The sequence below is a fragment of the Corynebacterium sp. NPDC104732 genome, from assembly GCF_055583565.1.
Genome location: NZ_JBVJNS010000008.1, coordinates 93,586 through 112,102 on the forward strand (window position 1 = coordinate 93,586; position 18,517 = coordinate 112,102).

General features: G+C 59.3%; 22 protein-coding genes. 5 read left to right on the forward strand and 17 right to left on the reverse strand.

Annotated elements, in window-relative coordinates; genetic code table 11:
- Position 1: 1 nt before the first annotated feature.
- Genes ACZ6ZO_RS07600 through ACZ6ZO_RS07610 form a run of 3 tightly spaced genes read right to left on the reverse strand, consistent with a single transcriptional unit; the run spans position 2 to position 2,744 of the window.
- The gene (locus ACZ6ZO_RS07600) at positions 2-1,108 is read right to left on the reverse strand and encodes a THUMP-like domain-containing protein (protein ID WP_465291761.1); all 1,107 of its coding nucleotides are present in this window, start codon (positions 1,106-1,108) and stop codon (positions 2-4) included.
- On the reverse strand, positions 1,102-1,863 hold the full coding sequence (locus ACZ6ZO_RS07605) for an NUDIX hydrolase (protein WP_465291724.1): 762 nt from the start codon (positions 1,861-1,863) through the stop codon (positions 1,102-1,104). The genes ACZ6ZO_RS07600 and ACZ6ZO_RS07605 overlap by 7 nt, the downstream gene beginning before the upstream one ends.
- Before the next feature lie 11 nt (positions 1,864-1,874).
- Positions 1,875-2,744 carry an ABC transporter ATP-binding protein gene (locus tag ACZ6ZO_RS07610; RefSeq protein WP_232843270.1) on the reverse strand — a complete coding sequence of 290 codons (870 nt, stop codon included), beginning with the start codon at positions 2,742-2,744 and terminating at the stop codon, positions 1,875-1,877.
- A 49-nt stretch (positions 2,745-2,793) separates the two neighbouring features.
- Between ACZ6ZO_RS07610 and ACZ6ZO_RS07615 the strand changes: the two genes are divergently transcribed.
- The 3 genes from ACZ6ZO_RS07615 (at position 2,794) to ACZ6ZO_RS07625 (ending at position 7,778) form a co-directional block, all read left to right on the forward strand.
- Complete coding sequence (locus ACZ6ZO_RS07615; protein WP_465291726.1) at positions 2,794-4,797, forward strand: alpha-1,4-glucan--maltose-1-phosphate maltosyltransferase; 2,004 nt, start codon at positions 2,794-2,796, stop codon at positions 4,795-4,797.
- Between the two features lies 1 nt (position 4,798).
- Positions 4,799-6,916: a 1,4-alpha-glucan branching protein GlgB gene (gene glgB, locus ACZ6ZO_RS07620; RefSeq protein WP_465291728.1), complete on the forward strand. Its 2,118-nt coding sequence runs from the start codon at positions 4,799-4,801 to the stop codon at positions 6,914-6,916.
- A gap of 193 nt (positions 6,917-7,109) precedes the next feature.
- Positions 7,110-7,778 (forward strand): CPBP family intramembrane glutamic endopeptidase, encoded by a 669-nt coding sequence (locus tag ACZ6ZO_RS07625; protein WP_465291730.1) that lies wholly within the window; start codon positions 7,110-7,112, stop codon positions 7,776-7,778.
- A 12-nt stretch (positions 7,779-7,790) separates the two neighbouring features.
- Here ACZ6ZO_RS07625 and ACZ6ZO_RS07630 read toward each other — a convergent pair whose 3' ends face one another.
- From ACZ6ZO_RS07630 to ACZ6ZO_RS07645, 4 genes are all read right to left on the reverse strand, one after another.
- Complete coding sequence (locus ACZ6ZO_RS07630; protein WP_465291732.1) at positions 7,791-8,069, reverse strand: hypothetical protein; 279 nt, start codon at positions 8,067-8,069, stop codon at positions 7,791-7,793.
- On the reverse strand, positions 8,056-8,520 hold the full coding sequence (locus ACZ6ZO_RS07635) for a hypothetical protein (RefSeq protein ID WP_465291734.1): 465 nt from the start codon (positions 8,518-8,520) through the stop codon (positions 8,056-8,058). Before ACZ6ZO_RS07635 ends, ACZ6ZO_RS07630 begins: the two co-directional genes overlap by 14 nt.
- A gap of 246 nt (positions 8,521-8,766) precedes the next feature.
- The gene (locus tag ACZ6ZO_RS07640) at positions 8,767-9,591 is read right to left on the reverse strand and encodes a co-chaperone YbbN (protein WP_465291736.1); all 825 of its coding nucleotides are present in this window, start codon (positions 9,589-9,591) and stop codon (positions 8,767-8,769) included.
- Positions 9,584-9,883 carry a thiamine-binding protein gene (locus ACZ6ZO_RS07645; RefSeq protein WP_182385901.1) on the reverse strand — a complete coding sequence of 100 codons (300 nt, stop codon included), beginning with the start codon at positions 9,881-9,883 and terminating at the stop codon, positions 9,584-9,586. The genes ACZ6ZO_RS07640 and ACZ6ZO_RS07645 overlap by 8 nt, the downstream gene beginning before the upstream one ends.
- A 42-nt stretch (positions 9,884-9,925) precedes the next feature.
- Here ACZ6ZO_RS07645 and mce point away from each other — a divergent pair, with 42 nt between their 5' ends.
- The gene (gene mce, locus ACZ6ZO_RS07650) at positions 9,926-10,381 is read left to right on the forward strand and encodes a methylmalonyl-CoA epimerase (protein ID WP_182385900.1); all 456 of its coding nucleotides are present in this window, start codon (positions 9,926-9,928) and stop codon (positions 10,379-10,381) included.
- 38 nt (positions 10,382-10,419) lie between these two features.
- Positions 10,420-10,686, forward strand: coding sequence for a hypothetical protein (locus ACZ6ZO_RS07655; RefSeq protein WP_465291739.1), 267 nt, complete (start codon positions 10,420-10,422; stop codon positions 10,684-10,686).
- Positions 10,687-10,691: 5 nt separating this feature from the next.
- Here the strand turns inward: ACZ6ZO_RS07655 and ACZ6ZO_RS07660 are convergent, their stop codons facing one another.
- The 10 genes from ACZ6ZO_RS07660 to ACZ6ZO_RS07705 all read right to left on the reverse strand — a co-directional run bounded on the left by ACZ6ZO_RS07660 (position 10,692) and on the right by ACZ6ZO_RS07705 (position 18,449).
- On the reverse strand, positions 10,692-10,961 hold the full coding sequence (locus ACZ6ZO_RS07660; RefSeq protein ID WP_465291741.1) for a hypothetical protein: 270 nt from the start codon (positions 10,959-10,961) through the stop codon (positions 10,692-10,694).
- Positions 10,961-11,653 carry an endonuclease NucS gene (gene nucS / locus ACZ6ZO_RS07665; protein ID WP_182385898.1) on the reverse strand — a complete coding sequence of 231 codons (693 nt, stop codon included), beginning with the start codon at positions 11,651-11,653 and terminating at the stop codon, positions 10,961-10,963. The genes ACZ6ZO_RS07660 and nucS overlap by 1 nt, the downstream gene beginning before the upstream one ends.
- A 3-nt stretch (positions 11,654-11,656) precedes the next feature.
- Positions 11,657-12,109: a DUF2550 domain-containing protein gene (locus ACZ6ZO_RS07670; RefSeq protein WP_465291743.1), complete on the reverse strand. Its 453-nt coding sequence runs from the start codon at positions 12,107-12,109 to the stop codon at positions 11,657-11,659.
- A gap of 97 nt (positions 12,110-12,206) precedes the next feature.
- The gene (locus ACZ6ZO_RS07675) at positions 12,207-12,581 is read right to left on the reverse strand and encodes a F0F1 ATP synthase subunit epsilon (RefSeq protein ID WP_417925454.1); all 375 of its coding nucleotides are present in this window, start codon (positions 12,579-12,581) and stop codon (positions 12,207-12,209) included.
- A gap of 12 nt (positions 12,582-12,593) precedes the next feature.
- Entirely contained in the window at positions 12,594-14,042 is a 1,449-nt protein-coding gene (atpD, locus tag ACZ6ZO_RS07680) for a F0F1 ATP synthase subunit beta (protein ID WP_182385895.1), read from the reverse strand.
- 3 nt (positions 14,043-14,045) lie between these two features.
- A complete protein-coding gene (locus tag ACZ6ZO_RS07685) occupies positions 14,046-15,023 on the reverse strand; it encodes a F0F1 ATP synthase subunit gamma (protein ID WP_182385894.1) in 978 nt (325 codons plus the stop codon).
- A 54-nt stretch (positions 15,024-15,077) separates the two neighbouring features.
- Positions 15,078-16,718 (reverse strand): F0F1 ATP synthase subunit alpha, encoded by a 1,641-nt coding sequence (gene atpA / locus ACZ6ZO_RS07690; protein ID WP_182385893.1) that lies wholly within the window; start codon positions 16,716-16,718, stop codon positions 15,078-15,080.
- Positions 16,719-16,775: 57 nt separating this feature from the next.
- Complete coding sequence (locus ACZ6ZO_RS07695) at positions 16,776-17,594, reverse strand: F0F1 ATP synthase subunit delta (RefSeq protein ID WP_182385892.1); 819 nt, start codon at positions 17,592-17,594, stop codon at positions 16,776-16,778.
- 5 nt (positions 17,595-17,599) lie between these two features.
- A complete protein-coding gene (locus ACZ6ZO_RS07700; protein WP_182385891.1) occupies positions 17,600-18,169 on the reverse strand; it encodes a F0F1 ATP synthase subunit B in 570 nt (189 codons plus the stop codon).
- Positions 18,170-18,206: 37 nt separating this feature from the next.
- Positions 18,207-18,449: an ATP synthase F0 subunit C gene (locus tag ACZ6ZO_RS07705; protein ID WP_182385890.1), complete on the reverse strand. Its 243-nt coding sequence runs from the start codon at positions 18,447-18,449 to the stop codon at positions 18,207-18,209.
- Positions 18,450-18,517 lie beyond the last annotated feature (68 nt).

An 18,517-nucleotide genomic window follows, 5' to 3' on the forward strand; every position in this document is an offset into this window, starting at 1 on the left:
TTTACGATCCTACCCCGCGCGCCCCACAGATGAACGCCACCCCCTGGGACCCGATCCGCGTCACCACGACGGCCATCGGACGCTCCCCACGCGGCCGCAATTTCTTGCGCAGCGCATCCGGATCAATGTCCACCCCACGCACCAAAATCTCCAGCGAGCCCGGCTGATACGACGCGAGAGCACTCTTCAATTTCTTCAGCGGCACCTGTTCCAGGATCGGGAACCCGGTGTAGCCTTCCGGAATCCGGTCGCCGGTGAGGTACGCAATGCGCTCGTCCAGCATCCACAGCCCCTCCCGCACCGCGAACTGGCGCACGAGCCCGGCGCGCACGATCGCGCCGTCGGGGTCAATAAGGTAGGTGCCGTGCGGCGCGGCGAGTTCGTCAGCGGCCGGGAGGGCATCGCTGAGCTTATCGACGCCACTGCCCCGAATCACCACGGCCTCCCGGGTGATCCCGCCAGCCAGCCCCGGAGTGTAAAGGCACGCTTCCTTGACCCCGCCGTCGACGCTGACCACGGAGACCAGCCCCTCCCAGGCGGTGTAATCGATCCCGGGGGCGCACTTGATGGCTGCCTCCCCGGAAATGGCCGCCAGCAGGTCAGGCAGGGGCGGGATCAGGTCCTTCGGCGCGGTGATGCGTCGGCCGCCAGCCCGCCGGGCGGGATCGGCGATGACCACATCGGCGGTCATGGGCGGGCGCAGGGCGTCGGCCTGGAAAAAGTGGCCGGTTACGTTGGCTCTAGCCATGGTCAGGCGTGGCAGCGACAGGTCTGAACCGAAGTACTCAAGTCCGGCCGCCGCGGATCCTTCGGTGCCGATGGAGCAGGTGACGTCGTGGACGCGGGGGCTGCCGAGAATCTCACGGATTCGGTCGAATCTCACCTGGGCCACGGGAAGCGGGGTGGCTTGCTGGGCGCTGTCGCTGTCGGCGTACCAGTGGGTCGGAAGTTTCCCGCCTGCGCGGGCATCAAGGAGCTCAGCGACGGCGCGGGAGAACTCGCCGTGTTCTTTCTTAAGCAGCGTGGCCCGCTTGAATGGGTCGGTTTCCGGGCAGGGGTCGATGGTGCGTGAGGTGAGGTAGCGGGCTTCGTCGAGGTTGATCAAAATCGCTCCGGCAGGTCTCCGTAGAGAAAAAATTCATCGAAGAACGGGTCGTCGGGGTCTCCGATGATCGGCGTCATATCCACGTTGATGAGGGAGGCTTCCAAATCCGCCACGGTGTGGAACTCGGTGAGGGCGGTCAGCTGCGCCCAGGTTGGAATAACCAGGCGCAGCAGCCCAGTTTTCCAACCACCCAAGATCACGGAGGGCAGGAACCATCCGGTGGAGGCTGCTTCCCGGGTGGCGCCGTCTGGCATTTGCCCGAGCGGTGCTTGGGCCACGAAAGAGAAGGCATCAAACTTCGGTGCCACTGGCCCCGGCCCCACCCAACGAGCGAAGGGGTAAAGCAGGTCTGTGGCCACAGTCAGTTCGTTGTCGTGGAGGAAATCGGTGAAGGCCAGTTCGTGGTTTTCCAGTAGTGGACGGGCGTAGTGGTACTGCACGGCGTCAGAGACCAGCTCGCCGGTGCGGTGCCGGGCTAGGAGGATTCCGGTTTCCTCGAATACTTCCCGGACGGCAGCCATCACCAGGCCGTGCGCGATGGCTGGCTCGATCTGCAGCAGTGTGCTCCACCGCTGCGCCTCCACCCCATCGCCGTCACCGAGGTCTCGTTCATCGAGCACACCACCGGGGAAAACGGTGGTGTTGGGGAACGTGGGCATCTCAGCGACGCGCTCCTGCACGTACACTTCCATGCCGAGTGCGCTGTCGCGGACGAGGAGCACTGTTGCTGCGAGCTTGGCGCCACGGATTCCTTCCATAGCTAGCGATTCTAGCCCGCCCGGTGGCGACCCCGCCCACGGATTCGGCGGGCAAAGTATCGGCCGTCGATGCGATCCACCTGAATCTGCTGGTGGAAAGTCGTGGTCAGGTTTTCGCTCGTCAACACATCATCAATGAGTCCTTGAGCGACGATCTTCCCCTCGTCCAGCAGCATCGCGTGCGTGAATCCGAATGGGATTTCTTCCACGTGGTGGGTGATCATGACAATGGCGGGCGCATCCGCGTCCAGGGCAAGTTCCCCGAGATACCCCACCAGGTCTTCCCTACCGCCCAAGTCGAGTCCGGCACCCGGTTCGTCGAGAAGCAGCAGCTCCGGGTTGGTCATGAGCGCGCGGGCGATCAGCACGCGTTTGCGTTCGCCTTCCGAAAGCGTGCCCCAGGTTCGTTTGGTTAGGTGCATCGCACCGACGCGCTCCAGGATGTCCATGGCTTGATCGAAGTCCATCTGGTCGTATTCTTCGCGCCAGCGCCCCAGGATGGCGTAGGCGGCGGACACCACCAAGTCCTCTACCGTCTCGTCCTTGGGGATGCGGCTGCCGAGCGCAGCGGAGGAGACACCGATCATGGTGCGCAGGTCGCGCATGTCGGTCTTGCCGACGCGCTCCCCCATGATGTGGGCGCTACCCCCGGACGGGTATTCTTCGGCGCCCGCTAAGCGCATGAGGGTGGTCTTGCCCGCACCGTTTGGACCAATGATCACCCACCGCTCGTCAAGCTCAACCTGCCAGGACAGTGGCCCCAGCAACGTGCGGTTATTCCGCACAAAGGTGACGTCGGCAAAGTCAATGATCAAATCTGGGTTGTATTCGCTCACCCCACCATCATGGATCACAACTGGGTTGCCGTGTGCGATCGACACTGCTCACCTACTCTGGACTGAGTACTGTACAAGCGCGAAAGGATTTGTGATGACCGGACGACTCGGCATCGACGACGTACGCCCTAACGTGGCCGGCGGGGCCCCTTCCAAAGCGGTAGTTGGCGAAGTGATCCCAGTGTTCGCACTGGCGTGGCGCGAGGGTCACGACGTGATCTCCGCAACTCTCAACGTCAAGGGGCCAGAGAATTCCGCTGTTGCTGCAAAGACGATGCGTACCATCATGTCCCGTGGCGAGGACCCCGACCAGGTGCATGGGATTTTCGTTCCCGATGTTCCGGGCGATTGGACCATCCGCGTCGATGTGTGGAGCGATCCGATCGCCACATGGAAGCACAATGTCACGGCGAAAATCGAGGCTGGACAGAGCGAAGCCGAGTTGGCTAATGATATCGAGATCGGCGCCCAGCTTTTCGAGCGGGTGGCTGCCGGTGCACCACAGCAGCACCGGGAGACCCTGCAGGACGTCGCTGATTCCTTGCGCTCCACCGGTGATCTGCGGGCCCGCGTAGCACCGGCCTTTAGCAAAGAGGTCTCCAGCATCCTGAGCATGCATCCGCTGCGGGATCTGCTGACCCGTGGCCAGACGAGCACTGTGCGGGTGGAGCGTCGCAAGGCGCTCGTGAGCTCGTGGTATGAGTTCTTCCCGCGTTCCACTGGTGGCTGGGATGCGGATGGCAAGCCCGTGCACGGCACTTTCGCCACCGCTGCTGCCGAGCTGGACCGCGTGAAGCGAATGGGCTTTGACACCGTCTACTTCCCACCTATCCACCCGATCGGCGAGATCAACCGCAAGGGCCGCAACAACACCCTGACCCCATCGGCCACGGACGTCGGATCCCCGTGGGCCATTGGCTCCAAGGATGGCGGCCATGACGCCGTCCACCCGAAGCTCGGCACCCTCGAGGACTTTGACGCGCTGATCGCTCGCGCCCGCGAGCTGGACATCGAAATCGCGCTGGACCTGGCGTTGCAGTGCGCGCCCGACCACCCGTGGGCGGCGGAGCACCCAGAGTGGTTCACGGTGCTTCCCGACGGCACCATCGCCTACGCCGAGAACCCACCAAAAAAGTACCAGGACATTTACCCGCTGAACTTCGACAATGACCAAAAGGGCATTTATGAGGAAATTCTGCGGGTGGTGCTGTTCTGGGTCAACCGGGGCGTGACCACGTTCCGAGTGGACAACCCGCACACCAAGCCAGCGAACTTCTGGGAGTGGCTGATCGATACCGTTCACGTCGATCACCCAGAGGTGATTTTCTTGGCAGAGGCCTTCACCCGACGGCCACGACTGTACGGCCTGGCCAAGGCTGGTTTCTCCCAGTCTTACACTTACTTCACCTGGCAGACCTCCAAGAGGGAGCTGACGGAGTTCGCCACTGAGATCGCGAACATGGCGGACATCTCCCGCCCGAACCTGTTCGTAAACACCCCGGACATTCTGCATGAATCCCTGCAGAAGGGTGGTCCAGGTATGTTCGCGATCCGCGCCGTGCTGGCAGCCACCATGTCCCCGCTGTGGGGCGTGTACTCCGGCTACGAGCTGTTCGAGAGTGTCCCGGTGAAGGAAGGATCCGAGGAGTACCTCGATTCGGAAAAATACGAGCTGCGCCCCCGCGTGTACGGCGAGAACTCCCTGGAGAGCTTCATTACGCTGCTGAACCGGATCCGCCGGGAGCAGCCTGCGCTGCAGCAGTTGCGTAACATTCACTTCCACGACACTGACAACGATCAGATCCTTGCCTACTCCAAGGTGGACGCCTTGACGGGCAACTGCATCCTCGTGGTTGTGAACCTTGATTCTTTCAATGCTCAAGGGGCCACGGTGCGTCTTGATCTGACTAAACTCGGTGTCACCGGCACCTTCCCGGTGCATGATCTGGTGACCGGCGCCAGCTACACGTGGGGTTCCGACAATTATGTGGAACTGCGCCCGTGGGACGACGTCGCGCACATTTTTGTGCTGCCTGAGGTCCCGGAAGAGCGGCGCGAGGCCCTCGCCTGGCGCGAAGTAACTGAGTACAGGAGCTGATATGACTGACCTAGACCGCCTGCTGCATTGCCGGCATCACGACCCGCACTCCCAGTACGGGCGTCACGACGGCGTAGTTCGGACCCGTCAGATCGGCGCCACCAAGGTCGCCGCGCTTATCGACGGCGTGTCCCACGAACTCGCCCCCGTCGGAAATGACATTTTCGAAGGCGCCGTGCCGGAGGGCACTTACGAGCTCGAGATCACCTGGCCAGAGGCAACCGTGGTGACCCGCGACCCGTATTCCTTCCTGCCGACTCTGGGGGAAATCGATATTTACCTCATTTCTGAGGGCCGCCATGAGCGGCTCTGGGAGGCCCTCGGCTCGCACGTCCGCGAGATCGATGGGGTCCGAGGCACGTCATTCGCGGTGTGGGCTCCGAATGCTATTGGTGTGGCGGTAGTCGGCGATTTCAATGGTTGGAATGCCTCCCAGCACCCGATGCGGTCCCTGGGTTCCTCCGGTGTGTGGGAGCTGTTCATCCCTGGCCTTGATGAAGGCACAGTGTACAAGTACGCGATCCAGACGCCAGAGGGCCATCGCCGCGATAAGGCCGACCCGCTGGCGCGCCGCACGGAGATTCCTCCGCACACCGGGTCCATCGTCACGTCCTCGTCCTACGAGTGGCAGGATTCCGACTGGCTGGCCGCCCGCGCTGATATCTCAGACAAGCCGATGAGCGTCTACGAGGTGCACCTCGGTTCCTGGAAGCAAGGTCTTTCCTACGAGGACATGGCTACCGAGCTTGTCGACTACGTGGCCGAGCAAGGCTTCACCCACGTCGAGTTCATGCCCGTTTCCGAGCACCCCTTCGGCGGTTCTTGGGGCTACCAGGTGTCCGGCTACTATGCCCCCACCGCGCGCTGGGGCACCCCGGACCAGCTGAAGGCGCTTATCGACGCCTTCCACGCTCGCGGCATCGGTGTCATCGTCGACTGGGTCCCTGCCCACTTCCCTAAGGACGACTGGGCACTGGCCCGCTTTGACGGGCGCGCGCTCTACGAGCACCCCGACTGGCGCCGCGGCGAACAAAAGGATTGGGGCACCTTCGTCTTCGATTTCGGCCGCGCTGAGGTCCGCAACTTCCTGGTTGCCAACGCACTGTACTGGCTGGAAGAGTTCCACTTCGACGGTCTACGCGTGGATGCCGTGGCATCCATGCTGTACCTCGACTACTCCCGTAACGAGGGCGAGTGGGCACCAAACCAGTATGGTGGCCGAGAGAACCTAGAGGCTGTCCAGTTACTGCAGGAAATGAACGCCACGGTGCACAAGCTTCACCCAGGGGTGTTGACCATCGCCGAGGAATCCACGTCTTGGCCAGGAGTGACCGCCCCGACATCGACCGGCGGGCTGGGATTCTCCCTGAAGTGGAACATGGGGTGGATGAACGACACTCTGGAGTACTTCTCTAAGGATCCGATCCACCGCAGCTACCACCACGGTGAGATCACCTTCTCCATGGTGTACCAGTTCAGCGAAAACTTCTGTTTGCCGATCTCCCACGATGAGGTGGTCCACGGTAAGGGCTCGCTCTGGACCCGTATGCCGGGAGATGCGTGGAACAAGGCTGCCGGCGTGCGCACCCTCTTTGCTTACATGTGGTCTCACCCCGGCAAGAAGCTGCTCTTCCAGGGACAAGAGTTTGCCCAGGCTGCGGAGTGGACGGAGGCTCACTCGCTCGACTGGCACAACTTGGAGGGCTGGGAGTCCGAATACCACCGCGGTATCCACCGCCTGGTGCGCGACCTCAACCTGGTCTACCAGGATTCCCCGGCTCTGTTCTCGCAGGACACCACGCCGGAGGGCTTTTCCTGGATCAAGGGCGATGACGCAGCGAACAACATCCTCGCTTTCGCGCGCTACGGCAGCGACGGACAAACCTACCTGTGTGTATTCAACCTCGGTGGCACCTCCCAACCGAATTACACCCTCGGTGTGCCACATGGCGGCACCTGGACGCGCGTGGTCAACACCGACGATTCCGTCTATGAAGGCGCCGGAAATGAGCTGCCGTTCTCGGTGTGGGCAGATAACGGCCACTGGGACGGGTACCCGCACTGCGTCACACTGCATATTCCGGCGATGTCCGCACAGTGGTACCGCTGGGACGGGTAGGTAGCTGGTTTAGTGCTTGGCTTTAGCCGTTTTCGTCGGTTACATGTCCGGCAGTATAATTTTGGGAAAATAAGCAACGAAAACCCTTAGTTAGGAGACCAAAATAAAACGGCTGGCTTTTATAAGCATTAACCAAAACCGGGGGCGGCTCGATCACCTGAGATGGTGGGATATCGCAGCCGTCACCGCTATCATGTGGGGCACGTCCATTTATGCCGCAGCTGCTAGTTTTGTGCAGCGTTCCGCGGAACCCATGAACGCTGCCACAGACGCAGTTCCGGAGTTTTCCTCCAACGACAATCTCGTCGCCCTAGCGACCCAGGTCCCGCTGCTGTTGATTGCCCTCGGCTACCTATATCTGAGGGGATTTAATTTCCGGCAGTGGATCCTACGCCCCTCGGTGCGGGGCACCTTCATCGCTCTCCTAGCGTTCGCCCTGATTGGGCTCTGCATGGACCTTGCCCTTTCCGGCCAGTACTACCTGGCGCCGACGGGCGGCGAAGTAACTACTGATGTGGCCGCGGCCGAGAACTCCTGGGGCCCATGGGCCAACCTCACAGACCCCACCCTGGTCGTGTACTCCCTTTTCAACGGCCTCTATGAAGAGCTTTTCTTCCTCGGCGTATGCCTTTCGGTTGCCCCCAAATACCAGCGCGTTGCTTTTATTTACTCCCTTATTGTCCGGTTTTCTTTCCACATCTATATGGGCGCTTTCATTGCGCTTTGCATTGGCGTTATTGTGGGGCCAATTTTCTACCTCGTGTGGAAGAAAATGACAAATAAGAACATATACCCGCTGGTAATCGCCCATATGCTTGGTGACATTTTTGGCGTCAGCCTGCTACAGTTCCTGCCTCGCTAAAACACTTTGTTTTTAGATATGCCTGGAAATTTTGGCGCTTTTTGCTAGCGACAATGTCACGATTGCCCCCGCAGCAACCATAACCTCGATCCCCCAGAAATTTCTCACACCACTTACGAGCGCCACAATGATTGCCAGTGACACTAATACAGCAATGCTGGACGTCACTGGTGCGAAATCTTGTGCCGTAAGTTGATTAAGTGAAAGCCACAGGCCAGAAACAACACACAGCGCAATGGGGATCGGCATCATCTCCGGCAGTTCATGGAAGTGACGCTCAAAGAACCACACCCAGGCCAAAGTAAAATTGGCTGCTGTTGAAGCAAGCAAATCCAAACCAAGCGGCGGAGATTCCTGTTAAAGCTAGCGCTGCAGCTATCTTTTGGCGATATTTCCAGTTTTGCTTCGCGACAAGCAAAGTGGCATGGCTCCCAAGTGGAATACCTACGCAGCCAATCACAATGTCAGCAAGCTGAGTATATATGCGCTGGGAATCAGAACCGTTACGAAATACCCAACCCGCATTGAGGACGCAACCAATAATCGCGGTTGGTCCCGGCAAGGGAATCCCATATGACTGCGGGGCCGTGCTGTCGGAAGCAATTCGCTCGATCTCTTCTGGTGTCATCCCCTCGAGCGCTTGAAGCTCGGCTTCGATTAGTGCCAGAGCTTCTTTTCCCTGCGGAGTGAGATCGAATGTTGAAGCGGTCTGCATAACCCCTGGGTCTATTTCATTAGCCACGGAAACTGACGGTGTCGCCGCTAATGCTAGCACCAGCAACGATGCGAGAACTTTTTCTCATAAGTACCCCTTTTGGGCTATTTGGTATACATCACTACTCAGACCATAACTGACATTATAATTGACATCACCATATACCAGCTTTTCAGTTATTAATGACCCCTAGACCAGTTATGGAAGAATTCCGCACCGACCAAACCGACCGTTGACATCTACAGGCAGCCTATCAACGGCGCTAAGCACCTACTAAAACAGCTTCATCGCCATCTTGGTCCGCGCGGCCTTCACGCGCTGATCGCCAGGCTCGAATACGGAGTACAGCTCTAATAGGCGCTTTTTGACCGTCTCATCTGGCAACAGCTCGATGAGACGGTCAAATGCTTCTTCCACTTTCCCCACCGCGATTTCCCGATCAGCCGCGCCCAGCTGCTTGTCCACGTTGGTAGGGTCGGCTGCAGCTTCTGCGACGGGGTCACCTTCAGCGGTGGCGAGTCGGGATACGAGTTTCGCGTTGTCGAGGGCAGCTTTTGCTTCCTTGTTGGCGGGTTCCTTGGCCAGGATCGCTTCGTAGGCCTTGATAGCCGCCTCGAACTCGCCCGAGTCCAGCAACGCGGCAGCCTCTACCAGGCGGGGATCTTCTTCCTGCTCCCCAAGGCCGGGTAGTTTCGCGGCCCCGACCACGGCCGCTGTCCACTGTTGCAGCGCTTCCAGGGGTTGACCACCCTGGAAATTCGCTAGGGGACGGCCGTCGGCAAGTGCAATGACGGTCGGCAGCCCCTGAATACCGAACGCTTGCGCGATCTGGGGTGTGGTGTCGGCGTCGACGTAAGCGAAGAGCCACTTGCGGCCTGCCTGCGCGGCGAGCGTCGATAGGTTGTGCCGCAGCTCTTCTGAGTCCTGGCTGCGCGCGGTACCCACCAGCACCACCACCGGCACTTTCATGGACAGGCCGATGGTCGCCTCAAAATTCTCCTGCGTGAGCGTGGTCGCGGTCGCGACGTCCCCACCTGTGGCGGCCTGCTTGGCCTCCGCGCGGGCCTTTACCTCTGCCAGATCAACGAAATTAGCCACGGAGACGCTCTTCTACTGCCGCCACCTTCCGCATCAGCTGCCCCTCATAACCAGGCCGAATGTCCGCCTTAAGCACGAGGGAGGCGCGCGGGCTCACCGCGAGCACAGCGTCAGTAGCACGCTTCACGACGCCCATCACCTCATCCCACTCCCCCTCAATAAGCGTGAACATGGCATTCGTCTCATTCGGAAGGCCAGACTCGCGGACCACCCGCACAGCCTCAGCGACAGCATCAGCCATGTCAGCAGACTCATTAGTCACCGCGGGGGCAACAGAAAACGCAATAATCATGTTTTCCAGCATAGCGATCTGCCCGGGACTAAACTTGATGTCATGTCTGATATTGCAGCAATCGAAATCCCACACGAGTACGTCACCTGCCTCGACCACGTCGGCATCGCTGTCCCAGACTTCGATGCAGCCGTCGAGTTCTACCGCACCGCATTCGGCTGGGTCAACCACCACGAAGAAGTCAACGAAGAACAAGGCGTCCGCGAAGCCATGATCGGCCCTAAGGACAAGACCGAGCGCGACGGCATGATCCAGCTCCTCGCCCCACTGAACGAAGAGTCCACCATCGCCAAGTTCATCGACAAGAAAGGCCCAGGCCTGCAGCAGATGTGCCTGCGCACCAACAACATGGACGCACTCTCCGAGCACCTGCGCGCCCAAGGCGTCCGCCTGCTCTACCCAGAGCCAAAGATCGGCACCGGCGGCGCACGCATCAACTTCGTGCACCCGAAGGATGCTGGCGGCGTTCTGCTGGAGATTACGGAACCAGTTAAGTAGCCGAATTTCTGGTTCTGATTGGCCGAAAGAATACTCTCATGAAATCCTGGCCCGACATGCTGAGTAGATTCACGCTCATCTCGTCTTTCCTCGTCGCTGCGCTCGTTTCCTCCGAACCGTTTCAGGGTAATGACGGGTTTCGAGCGATTTCCGCCGTGATTCTCGGGTGCATGGCCGTAGTCGTGGCCGTCAAAAAGCGCCAGTTTACGATCGCAGCCCTAGCACTCGTCGCGCCGTGGATCGACATCCTGTTAATGTTTCTGGTGTTCGGAATATTCGGCATCAGGGTGAACTTAGGGATTTAGTTTTCCTACGCGCATTCCCGGTGCCAGCACGGCTTGTGCCAGTGTCGACGATCATGTTCCCGCCCGGGTTCCCACGCCACGATGTGGGCCACCCCGGGCGGGATATTTTGATTGCAGCCTGGACAGATGTAGAACTTCCGCGCAGCGCTGGACCCGATCTGTCGCACCAAGAACGAGATTCCGTGTGCTTCTTGACGCCTCGTTCCCCAATAGGTGGAGCCGTCGACAGGTAGCTGGCGCAGCTCCGTGCGTTGGCGCTTGTTTCTGCGAGGCATTAGAACAGCCGGAGCTCGTCAGATTCGATGCCTCGCAGCTCCTGGTAGTCCAGCACCACGCACCGGATACCGCGGTCCTCCGCCAAGGTGCGGGCCTGCGGCTTGATTTCCTGCGCAGCAAACACCCCGTGCACCGGGCGCAGCAGCTCGTCACGATTAAGCAGTTCCAGATAGCGGGTCAGCTGCTCCACACCGTCAATACCGCCCCTGCGTTTGATCTCCACCGCCACGGTCTCCCCATCAGCATTTCGACACAAAATGTCCACCGGCCCAATGGCCGTGGGATACTCGCGCCTGATGAGGGAATAGCCGTCGCCAAGCGTGGCAATATGCTCCGCCAACAGCTCCTGAAGGTGCGCCTCCACGCCATCCTTCTCCAGACCTGGGTCGGTGCCCAGCTCATGCTCGACGTCGGCGAAAATCTCCTTGATGGTGATGCGCAGCTGCTCGCCCTTCTTGTTCTCCACAATCCACAGCTGCTCCCCCGTGTCCGTATCGTCCAGGTCGAGCACCGGCTGCTCCGTCAGATAACACGGCGGACTCATCCAGTTAAGAGGCTTGTAGGCCCGATCGTCAGCATGAACGCTCACGGAACCATCAGCCTTAACAAGCAGAAGGCGCTTGGCCTCAGGCAAGTGAGATTCCAAGCGCCCCACATAATCAACGATGCAACGGGCGATCACAAGTCGCATAAACTATTTGTCCTTAAAGTACTTTTGCGCGGTCTTCACATCCATCCGCTGCAGTGGCTGCGTAGGAGCGGACTCCACCCAGGCTAGCAAGGCCATCTCCGCATGAGAATCCATGGCCCACTCAAACTCGCCACGGCTGGTCTGTACCACCAACACCTTCAAACCTGGTTCCATGAATTTTTGCTCACGAGCCGTCTGTTCACGACGGCTCTTCAGCGAAAACCCACGACGCTCAAAGGTCACATCCGGCGAAGGAGATACGGAACGGAGCTTGTAAAAATCGAGGATATTCCCACGGTAGCGCACGACACCATGGCGCCACGCCCGCCCATCTTTCGCAGGCATTCGGCGGATCAACACCGGCGTGCCATTCGCACGGTGGGCAATAAAACGCCAGGCAGCAAGGAGGAACAACACCACGCCTAGTACCGCGATGATCCAGCCGATAATTTCCACGGATGACCTCCTTTGAAAAGAGTATAGATCAACCTCAGAGAAAATAAGGAAAGGGCCTGCCCAGTGGGCAGACCCTCCTGTTTACGTGTTGGAGATCTTAGCTCTCCTGAGCGCGGCGCACCGCGCGCAATTCAGCTTCGGCGCGTGCCTTTGAAGACTCATCCACAGCAGCGGACAGTGCCGATTCAGCCTCAGAGGTGTCCACCTCATCAGCCCAAATGGCGAAGTCAGCCAAGATGGTGACCTTGTCGGTACCTACCGAAAGGAAACCACCCTGGACGGCAGCGGTAAGCTTGCCGCCGTCCACAGGGCGAATGGTGACGACGCCATTTTCGACCAGCTGGCCGAGCATCGGCTCGTGACCAGGCAGCACGCCGATCTCACCCTCGGTCGTCTGTGCGGTGACAATCGTGGCCTGACCGGACCACAGCTTGCGCTCGACAGAGACCAGTTCAACGGTGATATCAGCCATAGCCTGCGCCCCTTACTTCTCGTTGAGCTTCTTGTACGCAGCTTCGACGTCGTCGAGACCACCCAGGCCGTTGAAGGCCTGCTCTGGGTAGGAGTCAAACTCGCCGTTGCAGATGCGCTCGAAAGCGTCGATGGTGTGCTCCAGTGGCACGTAAGAACCAGGGATACCGGTGAACTTCTCTGCGACGAAGAAGTTCTGGCCCAGGAAGCGCTCGATACGACGTGCGCGAGCCACGGTGATCTTGTCCTCTTCAGACAGCTCGTCCATACCGAGGATGGCGATGATGTCCTGGAGTTCCTTGTTCTTCTGCAGGATGCGGATAACGCGCTGAGCAACCTCGTAGTGACGCTCACCGACGATACCTGGTTCGAGGATACGAGAGGTGGAGGTCAGTGGGTTCACTGCTGGGTAAATACCCTTGGAAGCGATACCACGGTCAAGCTCGGTGGTTGCGTCCAGGTGGGCGAAGGTGGTTGCTGGAGCTGGGTCGGTGTAGTCGTCAGCAGGGACGTAAACGGCCTGCAGCGAGGTAATCGACTTACCCTTGGTGGAGGTAATGCGCTCCTGGAGAACACCCATTTCGTCAGCCAGGGTTGGCTGGTAACCCACTGCGGAAGGCATACGGCCGAGCAGCGTAGAAACCTCAGAACCAGCCTGGGTGAAACGGAAGATGTTGTCGATGAACAGCAGCACGTCCTGGTGCTGAACATCGCGGAAGTACTCCGCCATGGTCAGGCCGGACAGCGCCACGCGCATACGGACTCCTGGAGGCTCGTCCATCTGGCCGAACACCAGGGCGGTGTCCTGAAGAACGCCCATCTCTTCCATTTCAAGGAAGAGGTCGGTGCCTTCACGAGTACGCTCACCAACACCTGCGAACACGGAGGTACCGGAGAACTCACGTGCGATACGGGTAATCATTTCCTGAATCAGAACGGTCTTACCCACACCTGCACCACCGAACAGGCCGATCTTGCCCCCCTTAACGTAAGGGGTCAGCAGGTCGATGACCTTAATGCCGGTTTCGAGGATCTCGGTCTTACCTTCGAGCTGGTCGAATGGTGGTGGGTCGCGGTGGATGCCCCAGCGCTCTGCACCTTCGACAGCAGCTGGATCGTCGAGGCAGTCGCCGAGTGCGTTGAACACGTGGCCCTTAACGACGTCACCAACTGGGACGGAAATTGGGCGACCGGTGTTTTGAACCTCAACGCCACGGACGAGGCCGTCGGTAGGAGCCATGGAAACGGCGCGAACCAGGTTGTCGCCGAGGTGCTGAGCAACCTCGAGGGTGATGGTCTTTGCGACTGCTTCGAGGGTGACCTCAACAGTCAGTGCGTTGAACAGGGCCGGCAGCTCGCCACGCGGGAATTCCACGTCGACGACCGGACCGATGACACGCACGACACGGCCAGCGGCGTAAGCGCCTGGCTGTGCGTTCTGCTCTGCAAGAGCTGTAGTCATAATCTAGTCACTTTCTCCGCTTTCGGCGAGCGCACCGGCGCCACCGACGATCTCTGTGATTTCCTGGGTAATTTGAGCCTGACGGGCCTGGTTTGCAACGCGGGAGAGGTCGTTGACCAACGCCGTAGCGTTGTCGGTTGCGGACTTCATTGCGTTACGACGCGATGCAGACTCGGAAGCGGCAGCTTCGAGCATCATTGCGAACAGGCTGCGCGAGACGTACTTCGGCAGAAGCTCTGCAAGAAGCGTGTCTGCGTCTGGCTCGAACTCGACGTCAGGGTGGACTTCGCCGGTGTTGGCGAGGATGCCATCCTTGAATTCGAGCTCCATGTCTTTAATAACAGGCTCAATTGGCAGCAGCTGGTGAGCTGTTGCAGTTTGGGTCAGCATGGACTCAAACTTGGTGTACACCACGTGAACCTGGTCGAAACCCTGAATACCTTCGCCTTCAGCGACATTGAGACCCGCACGGTACTTTGCAGTGCCTTCGGATCCAGCTATGAAGCCGTCGATCAGGTGGCGGCGCACATCGTGCGTTTCCTTGTATCCCGGGTCTTGCGAGAAGCCAGTCCAAGCACCGGCAACCTCAACACCACGGAACTTGTAGTAACCAACACCCTTTTGGCCGGTTACGTAGGTTACGGTCTCGTAACCCTTTTCTTCAAGCAGACTGCGCAATTCACGGGTCTTCTTGAAGACGTTGTAGTTGTAACCGCCGGCCATGCCGCGGTCACTGGATACCACCAAGATGGCAGCGCGCTTGCCGTTCTCACGTTCACGCAGCATCGGGTGGTCAAGGCTGCTGGCCGCGAGCAGGGTTTCCGTAACCTTACGGATTTCATCTGCATACGGCTGCGATGCCTCAACACGAGCCTGAGCCTTGGTGATGCGAGAAGTTGCAATCAGCTCCTGGGCCTTGGTGATCTTCTTCGTTGACTTGACCGACTTGATGCGGTCGCGAAGCTCGCGAAGATTAGCCATGGTATGTACGCCTCCCTTCTAATGCTTTAGGTGAATGTCCTGTGAAGTAATTTCTTACTTGTTCACCTTGCGGGAGACGTTCAGCTGCTCTTTACCGAGCTCGCCCTCAGCGAGAGGAGCGGCCTCTGGCTCACCGATGACTGGAGCGCCCTCGCTGGTGACGAAGATACGCTTGAAATCTTCGGTGCCAGCAATCAGAGCCTGCTTGGAGTCGTCGGACAGCGCAGCGCCACCTTCGATCTGCTCGTAAACGCCTGCAGCGTGCTGCTTCAGGTAGTCCTGCAGCTCAGCCTCGAAGCGACGGACATCTTCGACGGGAACGTTATCGAAGTGGCCTTCGCCAGCCAGGAAGATGGAAACGATCTGGTATTCCACCGGCTGAGGAGAGCTCTCTGGCTGCTTGAGCAGCTCGACGAGGCGCTGACCACGCTGCAGCTGAGCCTTGGATGCAGCATCCAGGTCAGAAGCGAACGCAGCGAATGCCTCGAGGTCACGGTAAGCGGCAAGGTCCAGACGCAGGGAGCCTGCGACCTTCTTCATGCCCTTGGTCTGTGCAGCACCACCAACACGGGACACCGACACACCAACGTTAATAGCAGGGCGGACACCCTGGTTGAACAGGTCAGACTCGAGGAAGACCTGGCCGTCGGTAATGGAAATCACGTTGGTAGGAATGAAGGCAGAAACGTCGTTTGCCTTGGTTTCGATGATCGGCAGTGCCGTCATGGAACCCTTGCCCATGTCGTCGGAAAGCTTTGCAGCACGTTCCAGCAGACGGGAGTGCAGGTAGAACACGTCACCTGGGTAAGCCTCGCGGCCTGGTGGGCGGCGCAGCAGCAGGGAGATCGCACGGTAGGCTTCTGCCTGCTTGGTCAGATCATCGTAAATAACCAGGACGTGCTTGCCCTGGTACATCCAGTGCTGACCCAGCGCTGCACCAGCGAAAGGTGCGAGCCACTTGAAGCCGGCGGAGTCAGATGCTGGAGCTGCCACGATGGTGGTGTACTCCAGAGCGCCGTGCTCTTCGAGGGTCTTGCGGACTGCGGCAATGGTCGAGCCCTTCTGGCCGATGGCAACGTAGATGCAGCGCACCTGCTTGTTGACATCGCCGGACTCCCAGTTTGCCTTCTGGTTAAGGATGGTATCGATGCAGACTGCGGTCTTACCAGTCTTACGGTCACCAATGATCAGCTGACGCTGACCGCGACCGATTGGGGTCATCGCGTCGATTGCCTTGATACCAGTTGCCAATGGCTCTTCAACCGGCTGGCGCTGCAGCACGGATGGTGCCTGCAGTTCCAGGACGCGGTCTTCTTCCTTCTCGATGGCGCCAAGGCCGTCGATAGGCTGACCCAGTGGGTTAATAACGCGGCCGAGGAATGCATCTCCGACCGGAATGGAAAGGACCTCGCCGGTCCGCTTTACTTCGTCGCCCTCAGTAAGAGTCTCGTAGTTGCCCAAAATAACGACGCCGATACGGTCGGTGTCGAGGTTCTGTGCGACGCCAATGACGCCGTTTGGGAACTCGAGCAGCTCATTCGCCATAACAGACGGCAGACCAGAAACCTGGGCAATACCGTCAGCTGCCGAAATGACCACGCCGACCTCCTCACGGGAGGCCTCCGGGGAGTAGCTCGAGGTGTAGTTCGCAATCGCGCTACGGATCTCATCGGAGGAGATCGTCAGCTCCGCCATGTTCTTCCTGCTCTCGGTTGTTTCTTCCAGCAATTTTTGTCTTCTATTAGTCGTGTTCTAGACGAGGCTTGCGCGGAGCTTCTCGAGCTTGCCCGAGGTGCTGCCGTCGATAACTTCGTCGCCAACGCGGATGACCAGTCCACCGAGGAGGCTGGGATCAACCTCAGTGTGGATGCTCATCTCACGACCGTAAATTCGGCCCAATTTAGCTGCCAACTGGTCAGCCTGGATCGCGTTCAGTGGCTCAGCCGAGGTGACTACTGCGACTTCCTTGCCACGCAGCGCTGCAGCAGCGCCGGCCAGGGTAGCCATGTCGTCGATCGGATTGGCCTCTGGGCGTCCAACTGCCTGCTTAGCCAGCGCCTCAGATACGGCGGTTACCTTGCCGTAGAGGACAGCGGCCAAAAGCTCGCGCTTCCGGTCAGCCTTCGTGTTGCGGTCTCCCAACAGCTGAGCAAGTTCTGGCTCATCCTTGAGGATGCGACCGAGACGGAAGAGTTCGTCTTCAACTTGGGTCAGCTGGCCCTGCTTTTCAGCAGAACGCAGCAGGGCGCGGCGGCCCAGTTCGACGAGTCCAGTGCGGAACTCGCGGGGAGTTGACCAGATACGCGATGCGGCTTCCGCAGCAAGGTCCAGAGTCATCTGGGACACCTTGCCGGCAAACACCGTGCGCATCAGGCCAGAACGCTGCTCGGCGGTGGCAGAGGAATCCGCCACAGCGACACGCAAGCCACGGTCGCCGTCAAGAACCTCAACGATGCTGAACAGTTCAGCACCGGTTTGGGATGCAGCTGCGATCGCCTGGTCAGAGTTCTGGATCCACTGGTCCAGGGTCTGAGCGGTGGTCGTCAGTGCTTCGCGGCTAGCTGCGTGCATGTCGCCTACTTTCCGGCCGGAGCCACAGTGTCGAGCTCGGACAGGAACTTGTCAATCGTTCCGGAACGCTTCACGTTGTCGGACAGCTGCTCGCCGATCAGGCGCTCAGCAAGATTGATGGAGTTCTGGCCCATCTCTTGACGCAGTTCGGTGACAACCTGCTGGCGCTGTGCCTCAAGCTGCTTTTCACCAGCTGCGATGATGCGGTTGCTGTTCTCGACAGCTTCTGCCTGCATTTCAGCGATGATCTGCTTGCCCTTTTCGCGGGCCTCTTCGCGGATCTGTGCAGCCTCAGCGCGAGCCTCAGCCAGCTGTGCGTTGTACTTCTCAAGAGCGGCCTTGGCTTCGGCCTGTGCAGCCTCTGCGCGCTGGATGCCACCCTTAATCCGGTCCTCACGCTCAGTCAGGACCTCCTGGAACTTCGGAAGAACGAGCTTCCAGAAAATCAACAGGACGACGATGAGCGGAACGAGGGACCAGACGATGTCGTATGGCGCTGGGAGCAGAGGTGAGTTGCCGGTCTCGAGAGGCAGTCCACCTCCCTCTGCAGCGAGGTAAGTGATGACGTTCGTCATAATCCTGTGCTTTCTTTAGCTATCGAGGTCTGTTCGATTAAACAAACAGGAAGCCGGCAACGAGGCCGATCAGAGCCAGGGCTTCAACGAATGCAATGCCCAGGAACATGGTGGTACGGAGCTGGCCGGCCATCTCTGGCTGACGTGCCATGCCCTCGAGAGCCTTACCAACGAGGATGCCGATGCCGAGGCCTGGGCCGATGGTTGCGATGCCGTAGCCGATGGTTGCGAGGTTACCGGTCATGCCAGCTGCGTCCTGAGCGAGGATCAGTTCGTTCATTGTTGTCGTTCCCTTTCTGGGTGCTTTCCGTGATGTTCTTGGAAAGCGAGTGGTTTTTGATTTTCAGA

Bases quoted from the DNA above. Each gene is read 5' to 3' on its own strand.
- glgB (WP_465291728.1), top strand. From the start codon at position 4,799: ATGACTGACCTAGACCGCCTGCTGCATTGCCGGCATCACGACCCGCAC.
- ACZ6ZO_RS07705 (WP_182385890.1), bottom strand. From the start codon at position 18,449: ATGAACGAACTGATCCTCGCTCAGGACGCAGCTGGCATGACCGGTAAC.
- ACZ6ZO_RS07605 (WP_465291724.1), bottom strand. From the start codon at position 1,863: ATGGAAGGAATCCGTGGCGCCAAGCTCGCAGCAACAGTGCTCCTCGTC.
- ACZ6ZO_RS07695 (WP_182385892.1), bottom strand. From the start codon at position 17,594: ATGCACGCAGCTAGCCGCGAAGCACTGACGACCACCGCTCAGACCCTG.
- ACZ6ZO_RS07655 (WP_465291739.1), top strand. From the start codon at position 10,420: ATGAAATCCTGGCCCGACATGCTGAGTAGATTCACGCTCATCTCGTCT.
- ACZ6ZO_RS07625 (WP_465291730.1), top strand. From the start codon at position 7,110: ATGTGGGGCACGTCCATTTATGCCGCAGCTGCTAGTTTTGTGCAGCGT.
- ACZ6ZO_RS07685 (WP_182385894.1), bottom strand. From the start codon at position 15,023: ATGGCTAATCTTCGCGAGCTTCGCGACCGCATCAAGTCGGTCAAGTCA.
- ACZ6ZO_RS07660 (WP_465291741.1), bottom strand. From the start codon at position 10,961: ATGCCTCGCAGAAACAAGCGCCAACGCACGGAGCTGCGCCAGCTACCT.
- ACZ6ZO_RS07645 (WP_182385901.1), bottom strand. From the start codon at position 9,883: ATGATTATTGCGTTTTCTGTTGCCCCCGCGGTGACTAATGAGTCTGCT.
- ACZ6ZO_RS07615 (WP_465291726.1), top strand. From the start codon at position 2,794: ATGACCGGACGACTCGGCATCGACGACGTACGCCCTAACGTGGCCGGC.
- ACZ6ZO_RS07675 (WP_417925454.1), bottom strand. From the start codon at position 12,581: ATGGCTGATATCACCGTTGAACTGGTCTCTGTCGAGCGCAAGCTGTGG.
- ACZ6ZO_RS07700 (WP_182385891.1), bottom strand. From the start codon at position 18,169: ATGACGAACGTCATCACTTACCTCGCTGCAGAGGGAGGTGGACTGCCT.
- atpD (WP_182385895.1), bottom strand. From the start codon at position 14,042: ATGACTACAGCTCTTGCAGAGCAGAACGCACAGCCAGGCGCTTACGCC.
- mce (WP_182385900.1), top strand. From the start codon at position 9,926: ATGTCTGATATTGCAGCAATCGAAATCCCACACGAGTACGTCACCTGC.
- atpA (WP_182385893.1), bottom strand. From the start codon at position 16,718: ATGGCGGAGCTGACGATCTCCTCCGATGAGATCCGTAGCGCGATTGCG.
- nucS (WP_182385898.1), bottom strand. From the start codon at position 11,653: ATGCGACTTGTGATCGCCCGTTGCATCGTTGATTATGTGGGGCGCTTG.